The 17,849-nt window shown below is 59.9% G+C and carries 16 protein-coding genes and 1 pseudogene; 13 read left to right on the top strand and 4 right to left on the bottom strand.

Features of this window, described 5'->3' with window-relative positions; translation table 11 throughout:
- The first annotated feature begins 21 nt into the window (after window positions 1-21).
- The 5 genes from ACFW0H_RS11640 (at window position 22) to ACFW0H_RS11620 (ending at window position 2,940) form a co-directional block, all read left to right on the top strand.
- A complete protein-coding gene (locus tag ACFW0H_RS11640) occupies window positions 22-306 on the top strand; it encodes a helix-turn-helix domain-containing protein (RefSeq protein WP_422914051.1) in 285 nt (94 codons plus the stop codon).
- Between the two features lie 453 nt (window positions 307-759).
- Window positions 760-1,290 carry a hypothetical protein gene (locus tag ACFW0H_RS11635; RefSeq protein WP_422914050.1) on the top strand — a complete coding sequence of 177 codons (531 nt, stop codon included), beginning with the start codon at window positions 760-762 and terminating at the stop codon, window positions 1,288-1,290.
- A gap of 246 nt (window positions 1,291-1,536) precedes the next feature.
- Entirely contained in the window at window positions 1,537-1,776 is a 240-nt protein-coding gene (locus ACFW0H_RS11630; protein WP_422914049.1) for a hypothetical protein, read from the top strand.
- A gap of 103 nt (window positions 1,777-1,879) precedes the next feature.
- Window positions 1,880-2,074: a hypothetical protein gene (locus tag ACFW0H_RS11625; RefSeq protein WP_422914048.1), complete on the top strand. Its 195-nt coding sequence runs from the start codon at window positions 1,880-1,882 to the stop codon at window positions 2,072-2,074.
- A gap of 416 nt (window positions 2,075-2,490) precedes the next feature.
- Window positions 2,491-2,940: a hypothetical protein gene (locus ACFW0H_RS11620; RefSeq protein ID WP_422914047.1), complete on the top strand. Its 450-nt coding sequence runs from the start codon at window positions 2,491-2,493 to the stop codon at window positions 2,938-2,940.
- A gap of 166 nt (window positions 2,941-3,106) precedes the next feature.
- On the opposite strand, the gene ACFW0H_RS11615 is transcribed toward ACFW0H_RS11620, so the two are convergent.
- Window positions 3,107-3,838 carry a hypothetical protein gene (locus ACFW0H_RS11615; protein ID WP_422914046.1) on the bottom strand — a complete coding sequence of 244 codons (732 nt, stop codon included), beginning with the start codon at window positions 3,836-3,838 and terminating at the stop codon, window positions 3,107-3,109.
- 633 nt (window positions 3,839-4,471) lie between these two features.
- Window positions 4,472-5,398, bottom strand: a complete 927-nt coding sequence (locus ACFW0H_RS11610) for a LysR family transcriptional regulator (RefSeq protein WP_377695182.1) — start codon at window positions 5,396-5,398, stop codon at window positions 4,472-4,474.
- Window positions 5,399-5,574: 176 nt separating this feature from the next.
- Between ACFW0H_RS11610 and ACFW0H_RS11605 the strand changes: the two genes are divergently transcribed.
- From ACFW0H_RS11605 to ACFW0H_RS11590, 4 genes are all read left to right on the top strand, one after another.
- Window positions 5,575-6,915 (top strand): dicarboxylate/amino acid:cation symporter, encoded by a 1,341-nt coding sequence (locus ACFW0H_RS11605; RefSeq protein ID WP_422914045.1) that lies wholly within the window; start codon window positions 5,575-5,577, stop codon window positions 6,913-6,915.
- Between the two features lie 60 nt (window positions 6,916-6,975).
- Complete coding sequence (ttdA, locus tag ACFW0H_RS11600; protein WP_422914044.1) at window positions 6,976-7,875, top strand: L(+)-tartrate dehydratase subunit alpha; 900 nt, start codon at window positions 6,976-6,978, stop codon at window positions 7,873-7,875.
- Window positions 7,872-8,480, top strand: coding sequence for a L(+)-tartrate dehydratase subunit beta (ttdB, locus tag ACFW0H_RS11595; RefSeq protein ID WP_120650582.1), 609 nt, complete (start codon window positions 7,872-7,874; stop codon window positions 8,478-8,480). The genes ttdA and ttdB overlap by 4 nt, the downstream gene beginning before the upstream one ends.
- A gap of 242 nt (window positions 8,481-8,722) precedes the next feature.
- On the top strand, window positions 8,723-9,589 hold the full coding sequence (locus ACFW0H_RS11590; protein ID WP_422914043.1) for an isocitrate lyase/PEP mutase family protein: 867 nt from the start codon (window positions 8,723-8,725) through the stop codon (window positions 9,587-9,589).
- Between the two features lie 124 nt (window positions 9,590-9,713).
- Here ACFW0H_RS11590 and ACFW0H_RS11585 read toward each other — a convergent pair.
- Window positions 9,714-10,019 (bottom strand): annotated as a pseudogene (locus ACFW0H_RS11585) (GNAT family N-acetyltransferase); the annotation flags it as partial.
- Between the two features lie 224 nt (window positions 10,020-10,243).
- Here ACFW0H_RS11585 and ACFW0H_RS11580 point away from each other — a divergent pair.
- Window positions 10,244-11,194: a GlxA family transcriptional regulator gene (locus ACFW0H_RS11580; protein WP_422914042.1), complete on the top strand. Its 951-nt coding sequence runs from the start codon at window positions 10,244-10,246 to the stop codon at window positions 11,192-11,194.
- A 190-nt stretch (window positions 11,195-11,384) separates the two neighbouring features.
- Window positions 11,385-12,857: an ATP-binding protein gene (locus ACFW0H_RS11575; protein WP_422914041.1), complete on the top strand. Its 1,473-nt coding sequence runs from the start codon at window positions 11,385-11,387 to the stop codon at window positions 12,855-12,857.
- 38 nt (window positions 12,858-12,895) lie between these two features.
- Here ACFW0H_RS11575 and ACFW0H_RS11570 read toward each other — a convergent pair whose 3' ends face one another.
- Window positions 12,896-15,745, bottom strand: a complete 2,850-nt coding sequence (locus ACFW0H_RS11570) for an ATP-binding protein (protein WP_422914040.1) — start codon at window positions 15,743-15,745, stop codon at window positions 12,896-12,898.
- 234 nt (window positions 15,746-15,979) lie between these two features.
- Here ACFW0H_RS11570 and ACFW0H_RS11565 point away from each other — a divergent pair, with 234 nt between their 5' ends.
- Window positions 15,980-16,996, top strand: a complete 1,017-nt coding sequence (locus ACFW0H_RS11565; RefSeq protein ID WP_422914039.1) for an alpha/beta hydrolase — start codon at window positions 15,980-15,982, stop codon at window positions 16,994-16,996.
- A gap of 193 nt (window positions 16,997-17,189) precedes the next feature.
- Window positions 17,190-17,843: a hydrolase gene (locus ACFW0H_RS11560; RefSeq protein WP_422914038.1), complete on the top strand. Its 654-nt coding sequence runs from the start codon at window positions 17,190-17,192 to the stop codon at window positions 17,841-17,843.
- Window positions 17,844-17,849: the final 6 nt, after the last annotated feature.

Here is a 17,849-nt window from a genome sequence, read left to right as displayed (position 1 = left end):
TCCTTTTTGCGAGTAGGCGAAATGGAACTGAAGCAAGCGTTCGGGCTGGCCTTCAAGGAACTCAGGATCAGCAAGGGGCTTTCGCAGGAAGCGGTCGGAGCCAGCCAGAGCTACATCAGCGACCTCGAGCGCGGCATCAAAAGCCCGACCATCGAGAAGCTCGCTGAGCTTGCCGCGAACATGGGAGTCCATCCGCTCACGATTCTTGCCAGGGGCTATCTGATTACAGATGAGTCGCAGACCACTGGTGAGCTGATGGGTCAGTTGCAGAAAGAACTGGGCGAACTGGAAGCACGTCGCCCCTAACAGCGGAATTACAGGGGAAGAAAGAAATAAAGCGCGCCGGCTAACGGGTGCCCTTTTCCGTCCCTTTTCCAAAACAGAATTAGCCAACAAAAAGGGACAGTCTTATTTTCCCACTCTAAACGCCCATCTCTGACCGGTTTCGGCCGGCCGTCAGTTACTGCTCCAGGTCGGTTTCTGCCGGTTATGACTTGCAGCGATCGGCCAGGATCGGACGGTGGACACAGTGATGGCAAATGGGTAGCGTCACCGATGCTGCTTTCGAATCTAGAAGGCCGCAGGGCTTACCGTCACCCTTTTCTTGTTTCTCTCTGGGTGATGTCGCGTTTGCCGCGACCACCGCTGAGCTAGACAAGGACTTACAGGACGGCAAGAAACGTTATCCAACACACCATCACGACAAGAAACGCGACATGGCAAGTCGCGTAGTAGTAGTCAGGCGAAAGGAGTCTATCGATGCTAATCGCTATAGTGCATATAGTGGGCGCCATGCTAGCGACTGTCACCTTTGGCGTGATCGTGCTGTTGATTTCTTCATGGGAGTTGGAAAGAAATAAAAAAGCCGAGTTGCAGGATCTCGCTACAAAGCTAGGTGTGGCTGTAGAGGATTTAGCCGATGAAAAGCTCGCCTCCAGGGTAGTTGAGTTGACATGCGAGCGTTTTAGTAACGATCGTTTGAGTAATCGGCTGTCTGACCTCTGTGGGTTGTTGCGGACTGCTTGGGACTGGCTTGGATCATTATTTCAAATAGGCATACTCCTTGGCGTAGTCTGGTTCACGGTCACAGACTCACTAACAAATGCCATCTATGCCTGGTGGATCGTCGCTATCGGGTTGTTCTTTTGGATTGCCGGCGTGCTTTTCGCTCTGGCGTACCGTCTTTTGACCGGCCGCTACCCGGGTCAAGCTAAGCAAGCTAGAAAGGCTATGGCCGAGTTCCTGAGCACACGGCGGAAGCAAATGTCTTCGTCGGAGGTTGAGGCGTGATCTTCCGCATTAAGCGCTTGCTGTCTAACAATCGGTTCCAGGGGGCGCCACCGCTTCGCGGCGGCGCTGCTTATGACTTCGCAATGTGTACATAAGTCATATCGCTTTTCCTCCTCGCTTCATGTCGCGTTTCCGGCGCGACACTCAAGCCCCAAAAGGCGTTGCGCATGGACAAGGAACCTTGTGCGACACAAGCAGCGTAAAAATCATGCCATTTTTGTCGTCTACTTATAGTTAGAGGTTTCAATGAACTACATCGACGGGCAGAAAGCCCTTTTAGGAGATGAGGTTCTTATCGCAGGCAAGCACAAAGGGAACGTCGTCGCGTGCATAGACCAAGGCCAGTACAGCAGCCAATACCCAGCAAGTGACTGGTCCTACCTTGGCGAAGGTGCCCTCGTCGATACTGACTTTGGCGGTATCGTGCATTACACAAACGCAGAGAACGAGCACATCGTTCTAGTCAGGCGCGGGGTTAACCTCTAAAAATGCGCTCAACTTTCGCTCGCTTCGTTCGCTGGACAGCCAAAAGCTGCGCTTTTGTCTGCCCGTTAGCTTAATCGTTAGATTTGCTCATTCAAGGCATATCATGAACCAAGAAGAAAGAGAAAGTGCACTGGCAACGCTCCAGGAAACATTTGAAAAACCAGGCGGCAAGCAGGCTTTCCGTTTCATCCTTAATGTACTTAGTGCCACCCCATTTGTAGGCGGTGCAATTTCTGGTGGCGGCGCCATCTGGGCAGAACGTGAGCAATCAGCCACGAATGCTAGTTTTCTTGAGTGAGCAAAACTAACTAATGCTGAAATCGAAAATATATATGGACAACTTAGAAGCCTTCTAAAAACATCAAGTCATGCCTCCCTATCTCTTCTTCTAGGTGAGATCTTTGGGGATGAAGTCGCAACAGAGCTTCTTCAAAAGCAGTCCGCCGAAATAGCGGTCATACTCAACCCAGCAACAATCTCAGAGCTTGAACCGTACATCTCAAATAAATGGGTTTCACTGCAATCAACCGGTAGCATATGTTCAATGGGCGCTGGAAACAGGGTTGGCAATCATTTCGAAGAACTAAAGCGCCCATACGGTTTAGGCAACGGTTTTGTTCTGAGGCTCCACTTACAAAGTGATTCTCAAGTCTAACAATTCGTTCAAGACCGACGCCTTCGGCGTGGCCTTAACTCCAACGTTAGGTGTTACTGATGCAGATTTCTGGGACGGAAGTTTTAGCCTCGATAGCTCTTGTCGTGTCAGTGGCCTCCGCTTTCTACGCCAAGCGAGCGGTCGATGCAGCAATTGACGCCAACCGTGTCGGCCTACATCAACCGCGAGCTGAAATATTCAAGGCAATTTTTGAGTACCGGACCCTCTTCGTGGACATGGACATGCATCCGACGGATGAGGAAATGCAAGACTTCTACCGCAAAGCCATATTGCCGGCCCACTTGTATCTTCCCACCCACTTTACACAGAGGATGCACGAGCTTTACGCTCGCTCCCGAGAGCTCTATTCCTTGATAGAAGAGTGTGAGGCCGGACGCAGCGCCGAGTCCAAGTGGAATTACATTCATCAACTGCAAGATCTTGGCAGAATAGAAGTCGACAAACTTATCCACGATCTAGCGTCGGAGCTAGACTTGGGTAACACCTAACAATTTATCCAAGCCGACGCCGCTTCGTGGTGCGGCTTAACTCAATCGTTAGTGTCCGCACTGGGTCGACTTCTGCCAGTCACGACCCGCAGATATCGGCCAGAAGCGGTCCTCTGAAGGAATGAATTTAGCTTTCGCGTCAACATGCCTTAGACTGAGTGGAGGGCTATTCGTATGGCCACTCATTTGACTGGTAGTCGTTGCTTGTTTCTCGCAAGAATGCGTCTTCGAAATTGCGGATTGAGATAAATAATTCTTCGTCACCAAAGGCCTTTGCTGCCAAGCAAAAAGCTACGATGCCACGATAGAAATAGTTCCAAAGATCGGCTCTGTGCTCCGCTTGCCTTTCGGTTCCATGCATGCCGCGCATTTTGAACTCCGGCGGAAAACCTCCGTACATATCCATGATTTGCGGTGACGCCGCATGTACGTATCCAGAATAGGACTTGCTGACAGTTCTTGATGCGTCCAAGTTCTTGCTAGAGCCTTTGGGGCCATTTACGCATCGATCCAGGTACGCCCGGACTTTCTTCCTCGGAACCATCGCCCGGTCTTTGGACGACGCAACAGCGTCGCTGGGATCAAACTCCTCTTGAAAGAAATCATCTAGGTATTTCTTATGTAGCGGAGTTGATTCTCCAAATATTACCGAAAAGGATAGAAATGAAATATCTTCGGTGATCTCGTCAAGAATTCGCTGTAAGGCAGCCTGTTCTTGGACAAAACCTGCTTCCAAGAGGAGCCTTGCGGCATGAAGTCCGCTAACCAATCTTGCGAGCTTCTGCACCAATGCTTGATGCACCGTTTTCTCTACATAGCGATAAACAAAAGAGTCCTTGTACGGGACACGCCTTGGTGCAGGGACGCGCGTTGCAAACACATTAACTGTACGCTCCATATGCTCTAACGCTTGCTCGTACAGATTCTTATTCGACATAGGGGATGTGGGATCAGGTAAGGCTAGTCAGAAGGTAGACTTTTAGCTGTCTGGTTGTCGATTTTCAATGGAGGCGTTCCTTAGTTCCGCTTTTGGCCGGTTTCTGCCGGTTCCCACCGGCAGCTATGGGTCGGCTAGCGACCGAGCACCGTGGCCTATCCATCCTTGTCCTCCCCTAACGCGGAGGACAAGCCATGAACACCAATGCTACGTGCAGGTTGTAGTCCGGATTAAATCCGGGCGCGGCAGGCTTTCGACTGACTGTAGGATGGGTCGGGATCGGGATTGTGTTTGATCACGGGTAAACATCCACGTTCGTAGAACATGGACTTGCTTTTGCCCCCTTATAAGGGGGCGGGGCCTTCCTGCGCATCCGGGGCACAACTTCTGCACTTGCCCCACCGTAGGGTGCGCCATGCGCACCGATCACGGGTTCCCCCTGCGCCTCGCTCAGCCCTTGGTGCGCACGGCGCACCCTACCTGGTCGACTCCGTCGCTCTACTCGGACAACTTGCCCAAGTTCAAATGAATTCACCCCTGGCAGAACGCCGAAGGTGATGCGCGTTCGCACCGATTGGGTTGACGGGCGGATCGTTACCGCCATTTGCCGAGGCTATCGCTCTGTCCTTTCGCTTTGTGCTGGAAAACGTCGCGCAGGTGATCGACGAAGAGAGACACCTTCGCAGACAGGTTGAGACGCTCCAGGTAGACGGCATAGATGTCCGCAGGCGGCGTTTCATAATCGCCCAGGACCTCCACCAGGCGGCCATCCCTAAGGTGACTGGCCAGGTTCCATTCGGCGCGCATCAGGATGCCGTGCCCCTCCAGCGCCCAGTTCAATGCCACCTCGCCGTCATTGGTGCTGAGGCCGCCACGTACCTTGATCGATTCGCTCTGCTTGCCCCGGCTGAGCCGCCAGATGCCGAAGGCCGCGTCGTTCTGGCGCAGCACGATGCAGTTGTGGCGCATCAGGTCCTTGGGCGTTTCCGGCGAACCGAAACGTTCCAGGTAAGCAGGCGCTGCGCAAAGGCGACGCCGGTTCTCAGCGATCTTGCGGGCAATCAGCCGGGAGTCGGGCAGCTCACCGAAGCGAATGGCGACGTCGATGGCATCGTCCGGCAGGTTGATCGGCCGGTCAGTCAGGTGCAGTTGCACTTCCACTTCCGGATAGCGCGAGACGAAGGATGAAATGGCCGGGCCGACATGGGTGCGGCCGAAGCCCAGCGGCGCGTTGACCCGCAGCAATCCCTTGGGCTCCGCGCGGCTACTGGATATCTGACTCTCCATTTCCTCGATCTCGCCGAGGATCCGCTGGGCGTTGACCAGATAGAGCTCGCCCTCGGCGGTGAGGCTGATGCTGCGCGTGGTGCGATTGAGCAACCGCACACCCAGGCGCTGCTCCAATTGTGCCAGCCGCTTGGAGACCGCCGGCGGCGTCAGGTTGAGCTCACGCGCCGTGGCCGCAAGGCTGCCCAGCCTGACCAGTTGGGTGAAGAAGGCCAATTCGGACACCGGATTCATTAGTAACTCCAGAGAAACAATGAAATAACTTTCATTGTATTACTCAATTTCAAGGAAACCATTAATTTTGCTTCCGTGAATTGCCCACACGAAACCTGGGGCATTTTCCAGCCTCAGCCCGGTATAGCCGCCCGGGTGTCCTGAATCCGACTCACAACAATAATTCGGAGAAAACCATGGCCAAGCGATTCCTAGGAAAGCTCTATGTCCAGGTGCTGATCGGCGTGACCATCGGCATCCTGCTCGGTGTGTTCTGGCCGCAATTCGGTACCGACCTCAAGCCGGTCGGCGATGCCTTCATCAAACTGATCAAGATGGTCTTCGCACCGATCATCTTCGCCACCGTGGTCCTTGGCATCGCCAAGATGGAAAACATGAAGGAACTCGGCCGGGTCGGCGTCCGTGCGCTGATCTACTTCGAGGTCCTCTCGACCTTTGCCCTGGTGTTGGGCCTGGTGGTGGTCAACTTCGTGCAGCCCGGCCAGGGCATGAATGTCGATCCGGCCACCCTCGACACCAAGAGCATCGCCACCTACACCGCCACGGCCGCGAGTGGCTCCGGCAGCTTCACCGACTTCCTGCTGCACATCATCCCTGCCAGCGTCACCGATGCCTTCGCGAAGAACGAGATCCTGCAGATCCTGCTGTTCTCCACCCTGTTCGGCATCGCCCTGTCCCACCTCGGACCGCGCGGCAAGCCGATGGTCGATGTGCTGGAGGCCTTCTCCCACGGCATGTTCCATATCGTTGGCATGGTCATGCGCGTTGCCCCGCTGGCCGCCTGCGGCGCGATGGCCTTCACCGTTGGCAAGTACGGGCTGGGCTCGATCGTGTCGCTCGGCAAGCTGATGGCGACCATGTACCTGACCTGCTTCCTGTTCGTGGTCATCGTCCTCGGCTTCATCGCTCGCCTGTCCGGTTTCAGCCTGTGGAAGTTCCTCAAGTACCTCAAGGAAGAGCTGTTCACCGTGCTGGGCACCAGTTCCTCGGAATCGGTGGTGCCGCAGCTGATGAACAAGCTGGAGCACGCCGGCGTCTCCAAGCCGGTGGTGGGCCTGGTGATCCCCTCCGGATTGACCTTCAACCCCGACGGCCAGTGTATCTACTACACCATGGCGGCCATCTTCATCGCCCAGGCCACCAACACACCGCTGACCCTGACCGACCAGCTGATCGTGCTCGGCGTGCTGTTGCTCACCTCGAAAGGCTCGGCGGGCGTCACCGGCTCCGGCTTCATCACCCTGGCTGCCACCCTGGCTTCGCTGGACAACATTCCGGTCGCAGGCATGGTGCTGCTGCTCGGCGTCGACCGCTTCATGTCCGAGGCGCGCGCCATCACCAACACCATCGGCAACGCGGTCGGGACCATGGCCATCGCCAAGTGGGTCGGCGCCCTCGACAAATCCCGAATGGAACAGGTGCTGGACGGCACCGACCTGCCGGAACAGAAGCAGGCGCAGGAATCACCGGCGCCAAGCCACAGCGTAAACCCGGTCACGACAACCACCGGCGCCTGATCAGCGGGCACGCCAGAAACACCAACAGACACGCCTTGTGATGCAGTGAGGAGAATCAAAGTGGATAACGAATCAGCCGTTCAATCGCTTACCGACGTGATGGCCAAGTTCACCGCCTATATCGGCAAGCGCCTGCCGAAGGACGTCAAGGAAAAGACCGCGAAGTTGCGCGCCGCGGAAACCAATTCCCTGGCCATCGAGATCTACGATTCGATGGCCGAGAACCAGGACTACGCGGACAAGCTCGACCGTCCGAGCTGCCAGGACACCGGGGTCATCCAGTACTTCATCTCCGCCGGCGCCAGGTTCCCGCTGCTGGGCGAGCTGGAAGGCATCCTGCAGAACGCGACCCTGGAAGCCACCAAAAAGGGGCCGCTGCGCCACAACGCCGTGGAGACCTTCGACGAGAAGAACACCGGCACCAACACCGGCTCGAAGATCCCGTGGCTGGACTGGGAAATCATCCCCGACGCCGACTATGCACTGATCGACGTGTACATGGCCGGCGGCGGCTGCACCCTGCCGGGATCGGCCAAGGTCCTGATGCCCGGCCAGGGCTACGAGGGCGTGACCGAATTCGTCTTCGACGTGATCACCTCGCGCGGCGTCAACGCTTGCCCGCCGCTGCTGGTCGGTGTCGGCGTGTCCACCTCGGTGGAGACCGCCGCACGCCTGTCGAAGCGGGCGATCCTGCGCCCGGTGGACTCCAGCCACCCCAACGAGAACGCGGCGATGATGGAAAGGCTCCTCGAGGAAGGCCTCAACGAGATCGGCATCGGCCCGCAGGGCCTGACCGGCAACAGCAGCGTGATGGGTGTGAACATCGAATCCTCGGCGCGGCACCCGTCGACCATCGGCGTCGCCGTCTCCACCGGCTGCTGGGCGCACCGCCGCGGCAAGATCCGCATCAACGCCGACCTGTCCTACGACATCCTCTCCCACGAAGGAGTAGTACTGTGAAAAAAGTTCTCTCGACCCCGATCAAGGACGAAGACCTCGCCGCCCTCAATGTCGGCGATGTGGTCTACCTGACCGGCCAGCTGGTGACCTGCCGCGACGTGGCGCACCGCCGCCTGATCGAGCTCAAACGCGAACTGCCGGTTGACCTGCGCGGCGGGGCGATCTTCCACGCCGGGCCGATCGTGCGCAAGAAGGATGACGGTAGCTTCGAGATGGTTTCCATCGGCCCGACCACCAGCATGCGCATGGAGAAGTTCGAACGTCAGTTCATTGAGGAAACCGGCGTCAAGCTGATCATCGGCAAGGGCGGCATGGGCCCGGAAACCACCGCCGGATGTCTGGAAAACAAGGCTGTGCACGCGGTGTTCCCCGGCGGCTGCGCGGTACTGGCGGCCACCAAGGTGGAGGAAATCGAACGCGCCGAATGGCAGGACCTGGGCATGCCGGAAACCCTGTGGGTCAACCGTGTTCGTGAGTTCGGCCCGCTGATCATCTCCATCGACACCAAGGGCAATAACCTTTTCGAGCAGAACAAGGCGCGCTTCAACGAACGCAAGGGCGCTGTCATCGAGAAGATCAACAGCCAGGTGCGCTTCATCAAGTGACCCTTTGGGCGGTCTCGGCCCGGATGCCGTGATCGCCCCTCATCATGCTGCCCGTGCAAGGGGCCATGGACCGGCTTGCGGCGGGTTTCCGCCTTCCTTTCCCTGGACTGCGGCGGCTTTCCTCCATTCGCCGGTCAGTTACGCCGGTCGAATCGGCGAAGTACCGGGCGTCTCGGCCGTCAGGTACAGGACTTGCAACGCTCGAACAAGAAGACCCGATAAAAGTTCCAAGGGATAAGACCATGCAGAAAGCCTGTCACCACGATCTGCGCAACGCCTTCCGTGCCTTGCTCGACAGTCCCGCCTGTTATCACACGGCCTCCGTGTTCGACCCCATGTCGGCACGCATCGCCGCCGACCTCGGCTTCGAGGTCGGCATCCTCGGCGGCTCGGTCGCGTCCCTGCAAGTGCTCGCCGCACCGGACATCGCCCTGATCACCCTCAGCGAGTTCGCCGAGCAGGCCACCCGCATTGGCCGGGTCGCCCGCCTGCCGGTGATCGCCGATGCCGATCACGGCTACGGCAACGCCCTCAACGCCATGCGCACGGTGATCGAGCTGGAGCGCGCCGGTGTGGCCGCGCTCACACTGGAGGACACGCTGTTGCCGGCCCAGTTCGGACGCAAATCCTACGACCTGATCAGCGTCGAAGAAGGCATCGGCAAACTGCGCGCCGCCCAGGAAGTCCGCGACGACAAGGCATTGGCCATCATTGCCCGCACCCACGCCGGGGTGCAGCCGCTTGCCGAGGTCGTGCACCGTACCCGGGCCTACCAGGATGCCGGCGCTGACGGCATCTGCCTGGTCGGCGTGAAGGACTTCGCCCATCTCGAGGCCATCGCCGAGGACCTGCACGTGCCGCTGATGCTGGTGACCTACGGCAACCCGGAACTGCGCGATGACGTCCGCCTGGCGGAGCTGGGCGTGCGCATCGTGGTGGATGGCCATGCCGCCTACTTTGCGGCGATCAAGGCTACCTACGACAGTTTGCGTGAGCAGCGCGGCATCTCAAGCGGTAACGGCCTCAGTGCCTCGGAACTGGTCACCCGATACACCTACCCCGACGACTACATCACCTGGGCGCGGGACCATATGAATGTAAGGGAGTGAGGCTGAGGCTGAGGCTGCACCTGCTCGGAGCTTGAGGATGCGCTGACGTCGCTAATCAACACGCAAGTTGCTGGCCGGTAACGGACCTTCAAAGCAGGAAAAATAAACTTGTTCCCCTTGGTCGTCAGTGAATCGTAGGGAGACGCTCTTTCACCAATGCCTGAGCCTGATGGGCCATCTGATCGAGCAGGCGGTCGCGTTTGCACTCGGCCTCGCTCATGGCCTTTTTGCCGTGTTGCTGCACCAAGTAGGCGTGGATCTGCCGCACTTCCTTGGATTGGAATATCGGGGCCAGATCCTGCACCGCCACCATGCCGTCCGAGCGGTGATCGCGGGTGTTCAGCAGCACGTGCGGCCCCTGCGCTGCCAGTACCTGAAACCCCATCGACTCGAAGGTCGGCACCTTGCTCGCCACGCAGGCCAGCTCGGCGTCATGCGCCGTGCATGACCAGCATCTTCATTGGCGGCGCCATCGGTTCCGCGCTGGCCGGTCCACTCTACGAGGCAGCTGGCTGGCCTGCGGTCATGCTTGTGGGGGCGTGTTGCCGGTTATCACCCTGGTCGCTTTTGTGCGCAGAGAGCCAGAGCGCGTTTGATCAATCGACGCCGCCGGGAGCAAGCTACGCCCTTTCGTATTCCCGTTGGTTGTAGTCCATGAAAAGCGTCGCAATTGTGTTGTTTCAAGACCTTCTTCTGCTCGATGTGGCCGGGCCGGCAGAGGTGTTTTCTATCGCCAATCGTTTCCTCGATCCGGCGGATTCCTACGAGATAACGACGATTGGTTCGGATGAACTGCGTGTGCGCGCTTCCAATGGAATAGCTCTTACCGCTGACACGCCCATCGAGCATGCGCCCGAGACCTATGACGTATTACTGGTGCCGGGCGGCCCGGGTGCGTACAACCAGGTGTTCCCGCGACTGCAGGGTTGGTTGCGCACCGTTGCCCCCCGGGTCAGGTGCCTGGCCTCCATCTGTACTGGGGCCTTCATCCTGGGGCAGGCTGAGCTGCTCGATGGTCGACGCGTCACAACGCATTGGAACTACACCGAGATGCTGGCCAAACGCTTCCCCAAGGCCGAAGTCGAAACGGACCAGGTCTTCGTGAGAGACGGAAACTTAATTACCTCCGGTGGGGTTACCACCGGCATCGATCTGGCACTGTCCATCGTGGCTGAAGATCACGGGAAGGAGATTGCGCTGGCGGTCGCCAAAGTACTGCTGGTGGTGATGAAGCGTCAGGGCGGGCAGATGCAGTTCAGTCCCCTGGTTGCCGCTGTCGCCAAGGAGGATTCGCCCATCACCAAAGTACAGAACTATGTGCTGGAAAATGTGACCGAGGACTTCAGTGTCGAGCGATTGGCCGGACTGGCTGCCATGAGTTCACGTCATTTCTCCCGGGTGTTTATCCGCGATGTGAATATGACGCCCATGGAGTTCGTCCAGCGCGCGCGTATTGATCGTGCCCGGAGCCTGCTGGAAGCTACCGATACCCCGCTAAAGACTGTGGCCTATCGCAGTGGTTTCGGCAGTGTGCGGCAGATGCGCGAGCTGTTCAGCAACAAGCTTGGGCTCACGCCCGCGCAATACCGGCGCCAGTTCAGCTAGGCAGACGATGTCCGTATAGCGCCTTTGTTTGGCCGTCTTCGTCTCCGTGTCGAGGTTGTCCGGTCGTGAATGACTGACATGCTATGCGTGAAGCCTCGATTTGGAGAGGTGCTCGACCTCGGGCGGGAGATTGCATTGCCTGTAGTTGGCTGCGGTGAACCTGGCTGGGTGTTTCGGCGCCTGTGATTGCGTGAACGAACTCAGAACGATCCATACCGATGCGGTGTTGAAATTCGGCCCGTTCCACTACTACGTGCAGCGCCGGCTTATCCTGCAAGGCGAGCGACCGCTGCGGGTGGGCAGTCGGGCCCTGGAAATCCTCCACCTGCTGCTCGAACACGCCGGCAGCGTGGTCAGTAAGGAAACCATCCTGGCGCGGGTGTGGCCGACGACGGTGGTCGAGGAGATCAACCTGCGGGTGCATATCGCCGCCTTGCGCCGCGCCCTGTCCGACGGCAAGGGTGGCCAGCGCTACATTGCCAACATCCCGCTGCGTGGTTACAGCTTCGTCGCCGACGTGCAGGTGAACGAAGCCGCCGAAGTCGTCCCGGCCCGGCCATCTGGCGAGATACCGCACAATTTGCCCGGACGCTTGTCGCCGCTCATCGGACGGGATGCCATCGTCGACGACCTGGTGCGCAAGATGCCAGCACGGCATCTGATGACGCTGGTCGGGCCAGGGGGGGTGGGCAAGACAAGCATCGCCCTGCGGGTCGCTGAACTGCTGTTACCGCACTACGAGAGCGGCGTCTACTTCATCGACCTCAGCACCCTGGCCGACCCGGCGCTGGTCGCAGCCGAGGTCGCCAGCACCCTTGGCCTCGCGCTGCCCGACGAGGACGCCTTGCGCGGCCTGGAACGCTATCTGCATCATCGCCGCATGCTGCTGGTGCTGGACAACTGCGAGCACCTGATCGAGAGCTGCGCCTCGCTGGCCGTGGGCCTGCTCATGAGCGCCCCGCGCCTGGCCATCCTGGCGACCAGCCGCGAGCCACTGCTGACGGAGGGCGAGTGCGTGCAACGATTGGAGGCGCTGACCGTCCCCGCGCCCGCGACGTCGTTGCCCAGCGAGATGGCGCTAACCTATTCGGCCGTGCGCCTGTTCGTCACCCGGCTGGCAGCATACCTCCCCGGTTTTGTCCTGCGCGCCCAGGATGTCGCCGTGGTCACGGAGATCTGTCGTCGGCTGGATGGCATGCCACTGGCGATCGAGTTGGCCGCCGCGCAGGTCGAGGTGCTGGGACTGCATGGTCTGCTGGGGCAACTGGAGCACAGTCTGCAACTGCTGGCTCTTGGGCGAAGAACGGCGGCGCCCCGCCACCAGTCGCTGTGGGCGGTGCTGGATTGGGGCCATGCCCTGTTGAGTCCGCTGGAGCAAGCCGTGCTGCACCGATTAGCGGTGTTCAAGGTAGCACTCTCACTGGACCAGGCGGTCGGGCTCATCGCCTGCCGGGCAATCGACGAAGCGCAGGTGTTCGAGGCTATTACCCAACTGGTGGCCAAATCCTGGCTGTCGGTGGAACTGATCGATTCCGTGGTGCATTACCGCCTGCTGAACACCTCGCGTGCCTATGCGCTAGAGAAGCTCAGGGTCAGTGCCGAGTATTGGCAGAGCCAGGAGCGTTATGCCCGACACAGCAACACGCAAGTGATCCAGGGCTAAAAACTGCCCTGAGTGCAGGCTCAGGCGGAAACGGCAAGCTAGGCCGAGCATTCGTCGATCAGTTGCCGGGCGCTGAGCAGGTCCGGGGTGGTAAAACCCTCGGTGAAGCGGTCATACACCCGCTTGAGCAGCGCGCGGGCTTCCTGCCGGCGGCCTTGTTGCAGCCACAGCCGTGCGAGGCTGCAGGCCGCACGCAGCTCCCAGGCCAGGGCGCCTTGGTGGCGGGCGATGGTCAGCGCCTCCCCTAGGATCGACTCCGCCCGATTCAATTCGGGGGTCTCGCGGGCCAGCAGGTCCACGGCCCCGGCGCGGAGCACTTCCGCGGTGACCCACCCGGCCTGGCCGGATTGCGCGCGAGCAAGCAGCGTGCCATCGACATAGGCCGGGTTCAGGGTGACCATGATGTCCTTGATTATCCCTTCGCCTGGTAGGGCGGGTTCGCTCCCTGGGGGCGAACCCGGTGTCAGGGTTTCGCGTTCGTAGTGCTGGGCCCAGCCGTGGAACATGTTCATGGACAGCTTGCGAGTCTGCTCCAGCAGCAACGCGAGCAGTTCGCGGCTGGCTACGACGTGGCCGTTGTAGCGCGCGATTACCCAGGCCGACAGCGCCACCGTGTAGCAGAGCGAGGTGCCGTGCTCAATGCGCTGGGCCAGGTCCAGCGCCTGCATTGCATGGTGCCAAGCTTGCTCCGGGAAGCCCTGCAGCCAGAGGACGCGGGCCAGCAGGGTCAGGGCGGCGACCTTTTGGTCGTACTGTACGCCGAAGCCGTTGGTGAAATGGCCGGCTGGTGGGTTACAGGCGATATTCGCCAGTGCGTAGTCGGCATGCTGCCTGGCCTGCTGCTGATTGCCGGCAAAGTGCTGGGCCAGTCCGCTCATACGCTGCAAGCTGAGGAACAGTTCAGGGGCGTCACGCCGGCAAAGTCGGTCGAAGTGCCGAGTCTGCTCCAGCGCCGCTGTATAGTCGGCGCGGCTCAGGTTGACTGCCATTAGCCCCGAAGTGGCCTTGAGCTGCCCGGCCACGTTCTGGCAGCGCTCCGCCAGTCGCCCCGCGTTGACGAAGGCATCGATCGTCTCCGGGGTACCGCCGCGGGTGTGGTACCAGATGCTGCCCAGTACCAGCGAGAGCGTCATCTGCAGTGTCGGGCAGGGCTGGTCGCAGGCTTGCAGTATGGCGAGGGCCCTGGTCGCATAGTCGCCGTGCTCCTTGAGCAGCGACAACTCCTGCCAGAGCGGTGTCGAACAGGCGGTGAGGCGGATGGCGATCTCTTCATCGCCTTGTGTCGAGAACCCCCAGTCGAGCGCGGAGCGCAGATCGTCCAGGCGCGGTGCGAAGCGCTTGATCCAGTACTGGGGAGGGGTGGCTTCCCACTCCCGCTGAGCCTGGCTCATCAGTGTCAGGCAGTACTGCGCGTGACACCGGCGTACTTGCTGCTCCTCTGCTGCTTCACGCAGCCTGCCGAGAGCGTAAGTGCGGGTCGTATCGAGCAGTCGGTAATGCACCTGTTCGTCGGTCACCTCTGTGCTCACCAGTGATTTGGCTACCAGTTGGCTAATCGTGAGGCACGGCGGGACCATTGATTCGTCGGTTCCAATCAGGACAGCTGCGGCGTCCAGGGAGAAGCTTGCAGGGAACACGCTGAGCCAGCGCAGGCTGGCCTTTTCTGACGCCGGCAGCAGCTCATAGCTCCAGTCCAGGGTGGCGCGGAGTGTCTGCTGGCGAGCGGGGGCAGTGCGCCGCCCTCTGTTGAGCAGGCGAAAGCTGTCGGCCAATTGCGACAGCACTTCGGCCACGCCCAAGGCACTAATCTGCGCAGCGGCCATTTCGATCGCCAGGGGTATACCGTCCAGTCGACGACACAGCTCGGCGGCCGCCGGCAGTTCACTGTCCGTCAGTTCAAACCGGCCCTCGTTGGCGATTGCCCGCTCCACCAGCAGCTGTAGTGCCGGGAAGCCAAGCGCCTGGGACATAGCCATAGTCGGCGCGGGTGGTGGACAGGTAAGTGGCCCCACGCGTTGAACATGTTCGCCTTCGGCACGCAGGACTTCACGGCTGGTGGCCAGGATGTCGATGAGCGGAGCCGCCTTGAGCAGGGTTTCTGCCAACCCGGCCACCGATTCAACCAAGTGTTCGCAGTTGTCCAGAATCAGCAGCATCTGCCTATCGCGCAAGTAATGGGCCAATTCGTCTATCGGCTCATCGCCCTGCAGGGTCAGGTCGAACGCCGCAGCAAGGGTTTGAGGTAGTTGCGCAGCCTTGTCGAGCGGGGCCAGGTCGAGTAGTCGGACGCCCTGCGGGTAGTTTGCCAGCAGCCGTTCAGCGACGTGCAGCGCCAAGGTGGTCTTGCCGATGCCTCCTGGGCCCACCAGGGTGACGAACCGCTGCTGACGTATCTTCCGGGCCAGACTGTCGACCATTTTTCCGCGACCGATCACGGGGTTCAGTCGGCGGGGGAGATTGTGCGTGTGCGCATCGAGCGAGTCTGCAGGCGCGTGCCAAGACACCGGTGCGACCAGGCTGTAGCCGCGCAGGGGAATGGTGGCGATATAGCGCCGGCCGTCTCGATCCTCGCCAAGTGCCTTGCGCAGGGCGGCGATATGCACCCGCAGGTTGATGTCTTCCACTACGCTGCGAGGCCACACCCGAGCGATTAGCTGCTCCTTGCTGACCACATTGCCGGCGTGCTCCAGCAGTACCAGCAGGATATCCAACGCACGACTGCCCAGATGCAGGGGAAGGCCGTTGGCCCGCACCAAGCGTTTGTGCGGGAGAATCTGGAGGTTTCCAATTCGGGCCACTCGATCAGTGGCAAAGGGCGATTGCACCTGCTGGTCGTTTCCTCCGACTGGAGCCGGTTCAACCACGGCGGCAACTCCGTCCAAATCCATGCGCGAATCCTCGTCTTTGACGGGTGAAGGGGCATAGGTCCGTGCCGCTAGTTCTCAGAAATTTTGCAAGGACTTTTCCTCTGGTGCAACGGTGTGCTGCCAAACAGACAACCAATTGGCGAAGCAGCGAGGATTAACAACCATTAACTCGCCTAGTTGCCAGGCAAGGCCAAAACTAGCGACCAGGCGCCGCACTCAGGGCAGCCTCACTCAATCCATCAGGGGACATGCAGCATGAATCTGCAGAAAAGCCTTATTGCCGCTGTACTTGGCCTGGCTGGCGGTGTTGCCTTTGCCGCCGGCAGTCCGGGAGTGGAACAGGACACGCAGAGGTTTCTCGACGCCCTGGAGGCAGCTGGCGGCAAGCCGCTTGAGCAGATGACCGCACAGGAAGCACGCTCCGTTCTGGTGGGCGCGCAGGCCTCAGTCAAGGTTGACCTCTCCGGAATCCGCACCGAGGAAAAGACCATCCAGGCGGGCGGTCAGCCGATCAAGCTGACCATCGTTCGCCCTGACGGAGCTGGGGGCAGTTTGCCGGTGTTCATGTTCTTCCATGGTGGAGGCTGGGTGCTGGGTGATTACCCAACCCACTCCCGCCTGATTCGCGATCTGGTGGTCAATTCCGGGGCGGTAGCTGTCTACGTCGACTATACCCGCTCTCCAGAAGCGCAATACCCGACAGCGATTAATCAGGCCTACGCCGCTACTCAATGGGTAGCCACGCATGGTGACGAGATCGGTGTCGATTCTTCCCGGTTGGCGGTAGCAGGCAACAGCGTGGGAGGCAACATGGCGGCGGTGGTCAGCCTGATGGCCAAGGAACAGGGAGCCCCGAAGATCCGTTTCCAGCTGTTGCTGTGGCCGGTTACGGACGCCAATCTGGAAACTCCCTCCTATAACCAGTTCGCCCAAGGCCACTTCTTGACCAAGCCACTGATGAAGTGGTTCTGGAACAGCTACACCACCGACCAGAAGCAGCGCGCGCAAATCGATGCCTCGCCCTTGCGCGCTTCTCTCGAGCAACTCCAGGGGCTGCCGCCCGCTCTGATTCAGACTGCCGAGTTCGACGTATTGCGCGACGAGGGCGAAGCCTATGCGCGCCGGCTCGACGCAGCCGGCGTCGCGGTGACCGCTACTCGTTACAACGGAATGATTCACGACTTCGGCCTGCTCAACCCGCTGGCGCATATCAACGCTACGCAGTCGGCCATGTTGCAGGCCGGGGTGGAGCTGAAGAAGAACCTGCGGTAAGCCACCCGATACGGACCCATCGGGGGCTTCACTCATGGGCCCCGATACCGCGCCACAACGGTGCCTGAATCTGAGCTCGGGCTGAGCTCGGCGGTGCAGTTTCGCGCTCGCTCCGTCCATCAGGCGCCAGTCGTTTAACGCGTAGCCGGTGACACTCACCTACACCACCCGCTTTAACCAAGAGGAAACCACCATGGCAATCGCCAAAGCTGCTCCCGGCAAGACCCTGCTCGACCCGACCAATCACACCCTGATCATGATCGATCACCAGTCGCAGATGTCTTTCGCCACCAAGTCGATCGACGCGGTGACCCTGCGCAACAACGCCGCTCTGGTGGCCAAGGCCGCCAAGGAATTCGCGGTATCGACCATCCTCACCACCGTCGCGGAAAAGAGCTTCTCCGGGCCGATCTTCGATGAGATCAAGTCGGTCTTCCCGGATCACCACGTCATCGACCGGACGAGCATGAATACCTGGGAAGACGAGCGTATCGCCGTCGAGGTGAACGCGGCAGGCAAGCAGAAGATCGTCCTGGCCGGCCTGTGGACCTCGGTGTGCATCGTCGGCCCGGCTCTGTCGGCCCTCGACCAGGGTTTCGAGGTGTACGTGATCGCCGATGCCTGCGGCGATGTCTCCGATGAAGCCCACGAGATGGCCATGCAGCGCATGATCCAGCTCGGCGCCCGCCCCATGACCTCGCTGCAATACCTGCTGGAACTGCAACGCGACTGGGCCCGTGGCGAAACCTACGACCAGACCGTGAAGACCTCCATCGAGCACGGCGGGGCCTACGGCCTGGGGCTGATCTACGCCAAGACCATGTTCAACGCCTCCGAAGGCCACTAAGCGTCG

Source organism: Metapseudomonas cellulosilytica (assembly GCF_049334135.1).
Taxonomy (GTDB): domain Bacteria; phylum Pseudomonadota; class Gammaproteobacteria; order Pseudomonadales; family Pseudomonadaceae; genus Metapseudomonas.
Note: the sequence above shows the minus strand (reverse complement) of the source record. Positions and strands in the feature narration are given on the sequence as shown.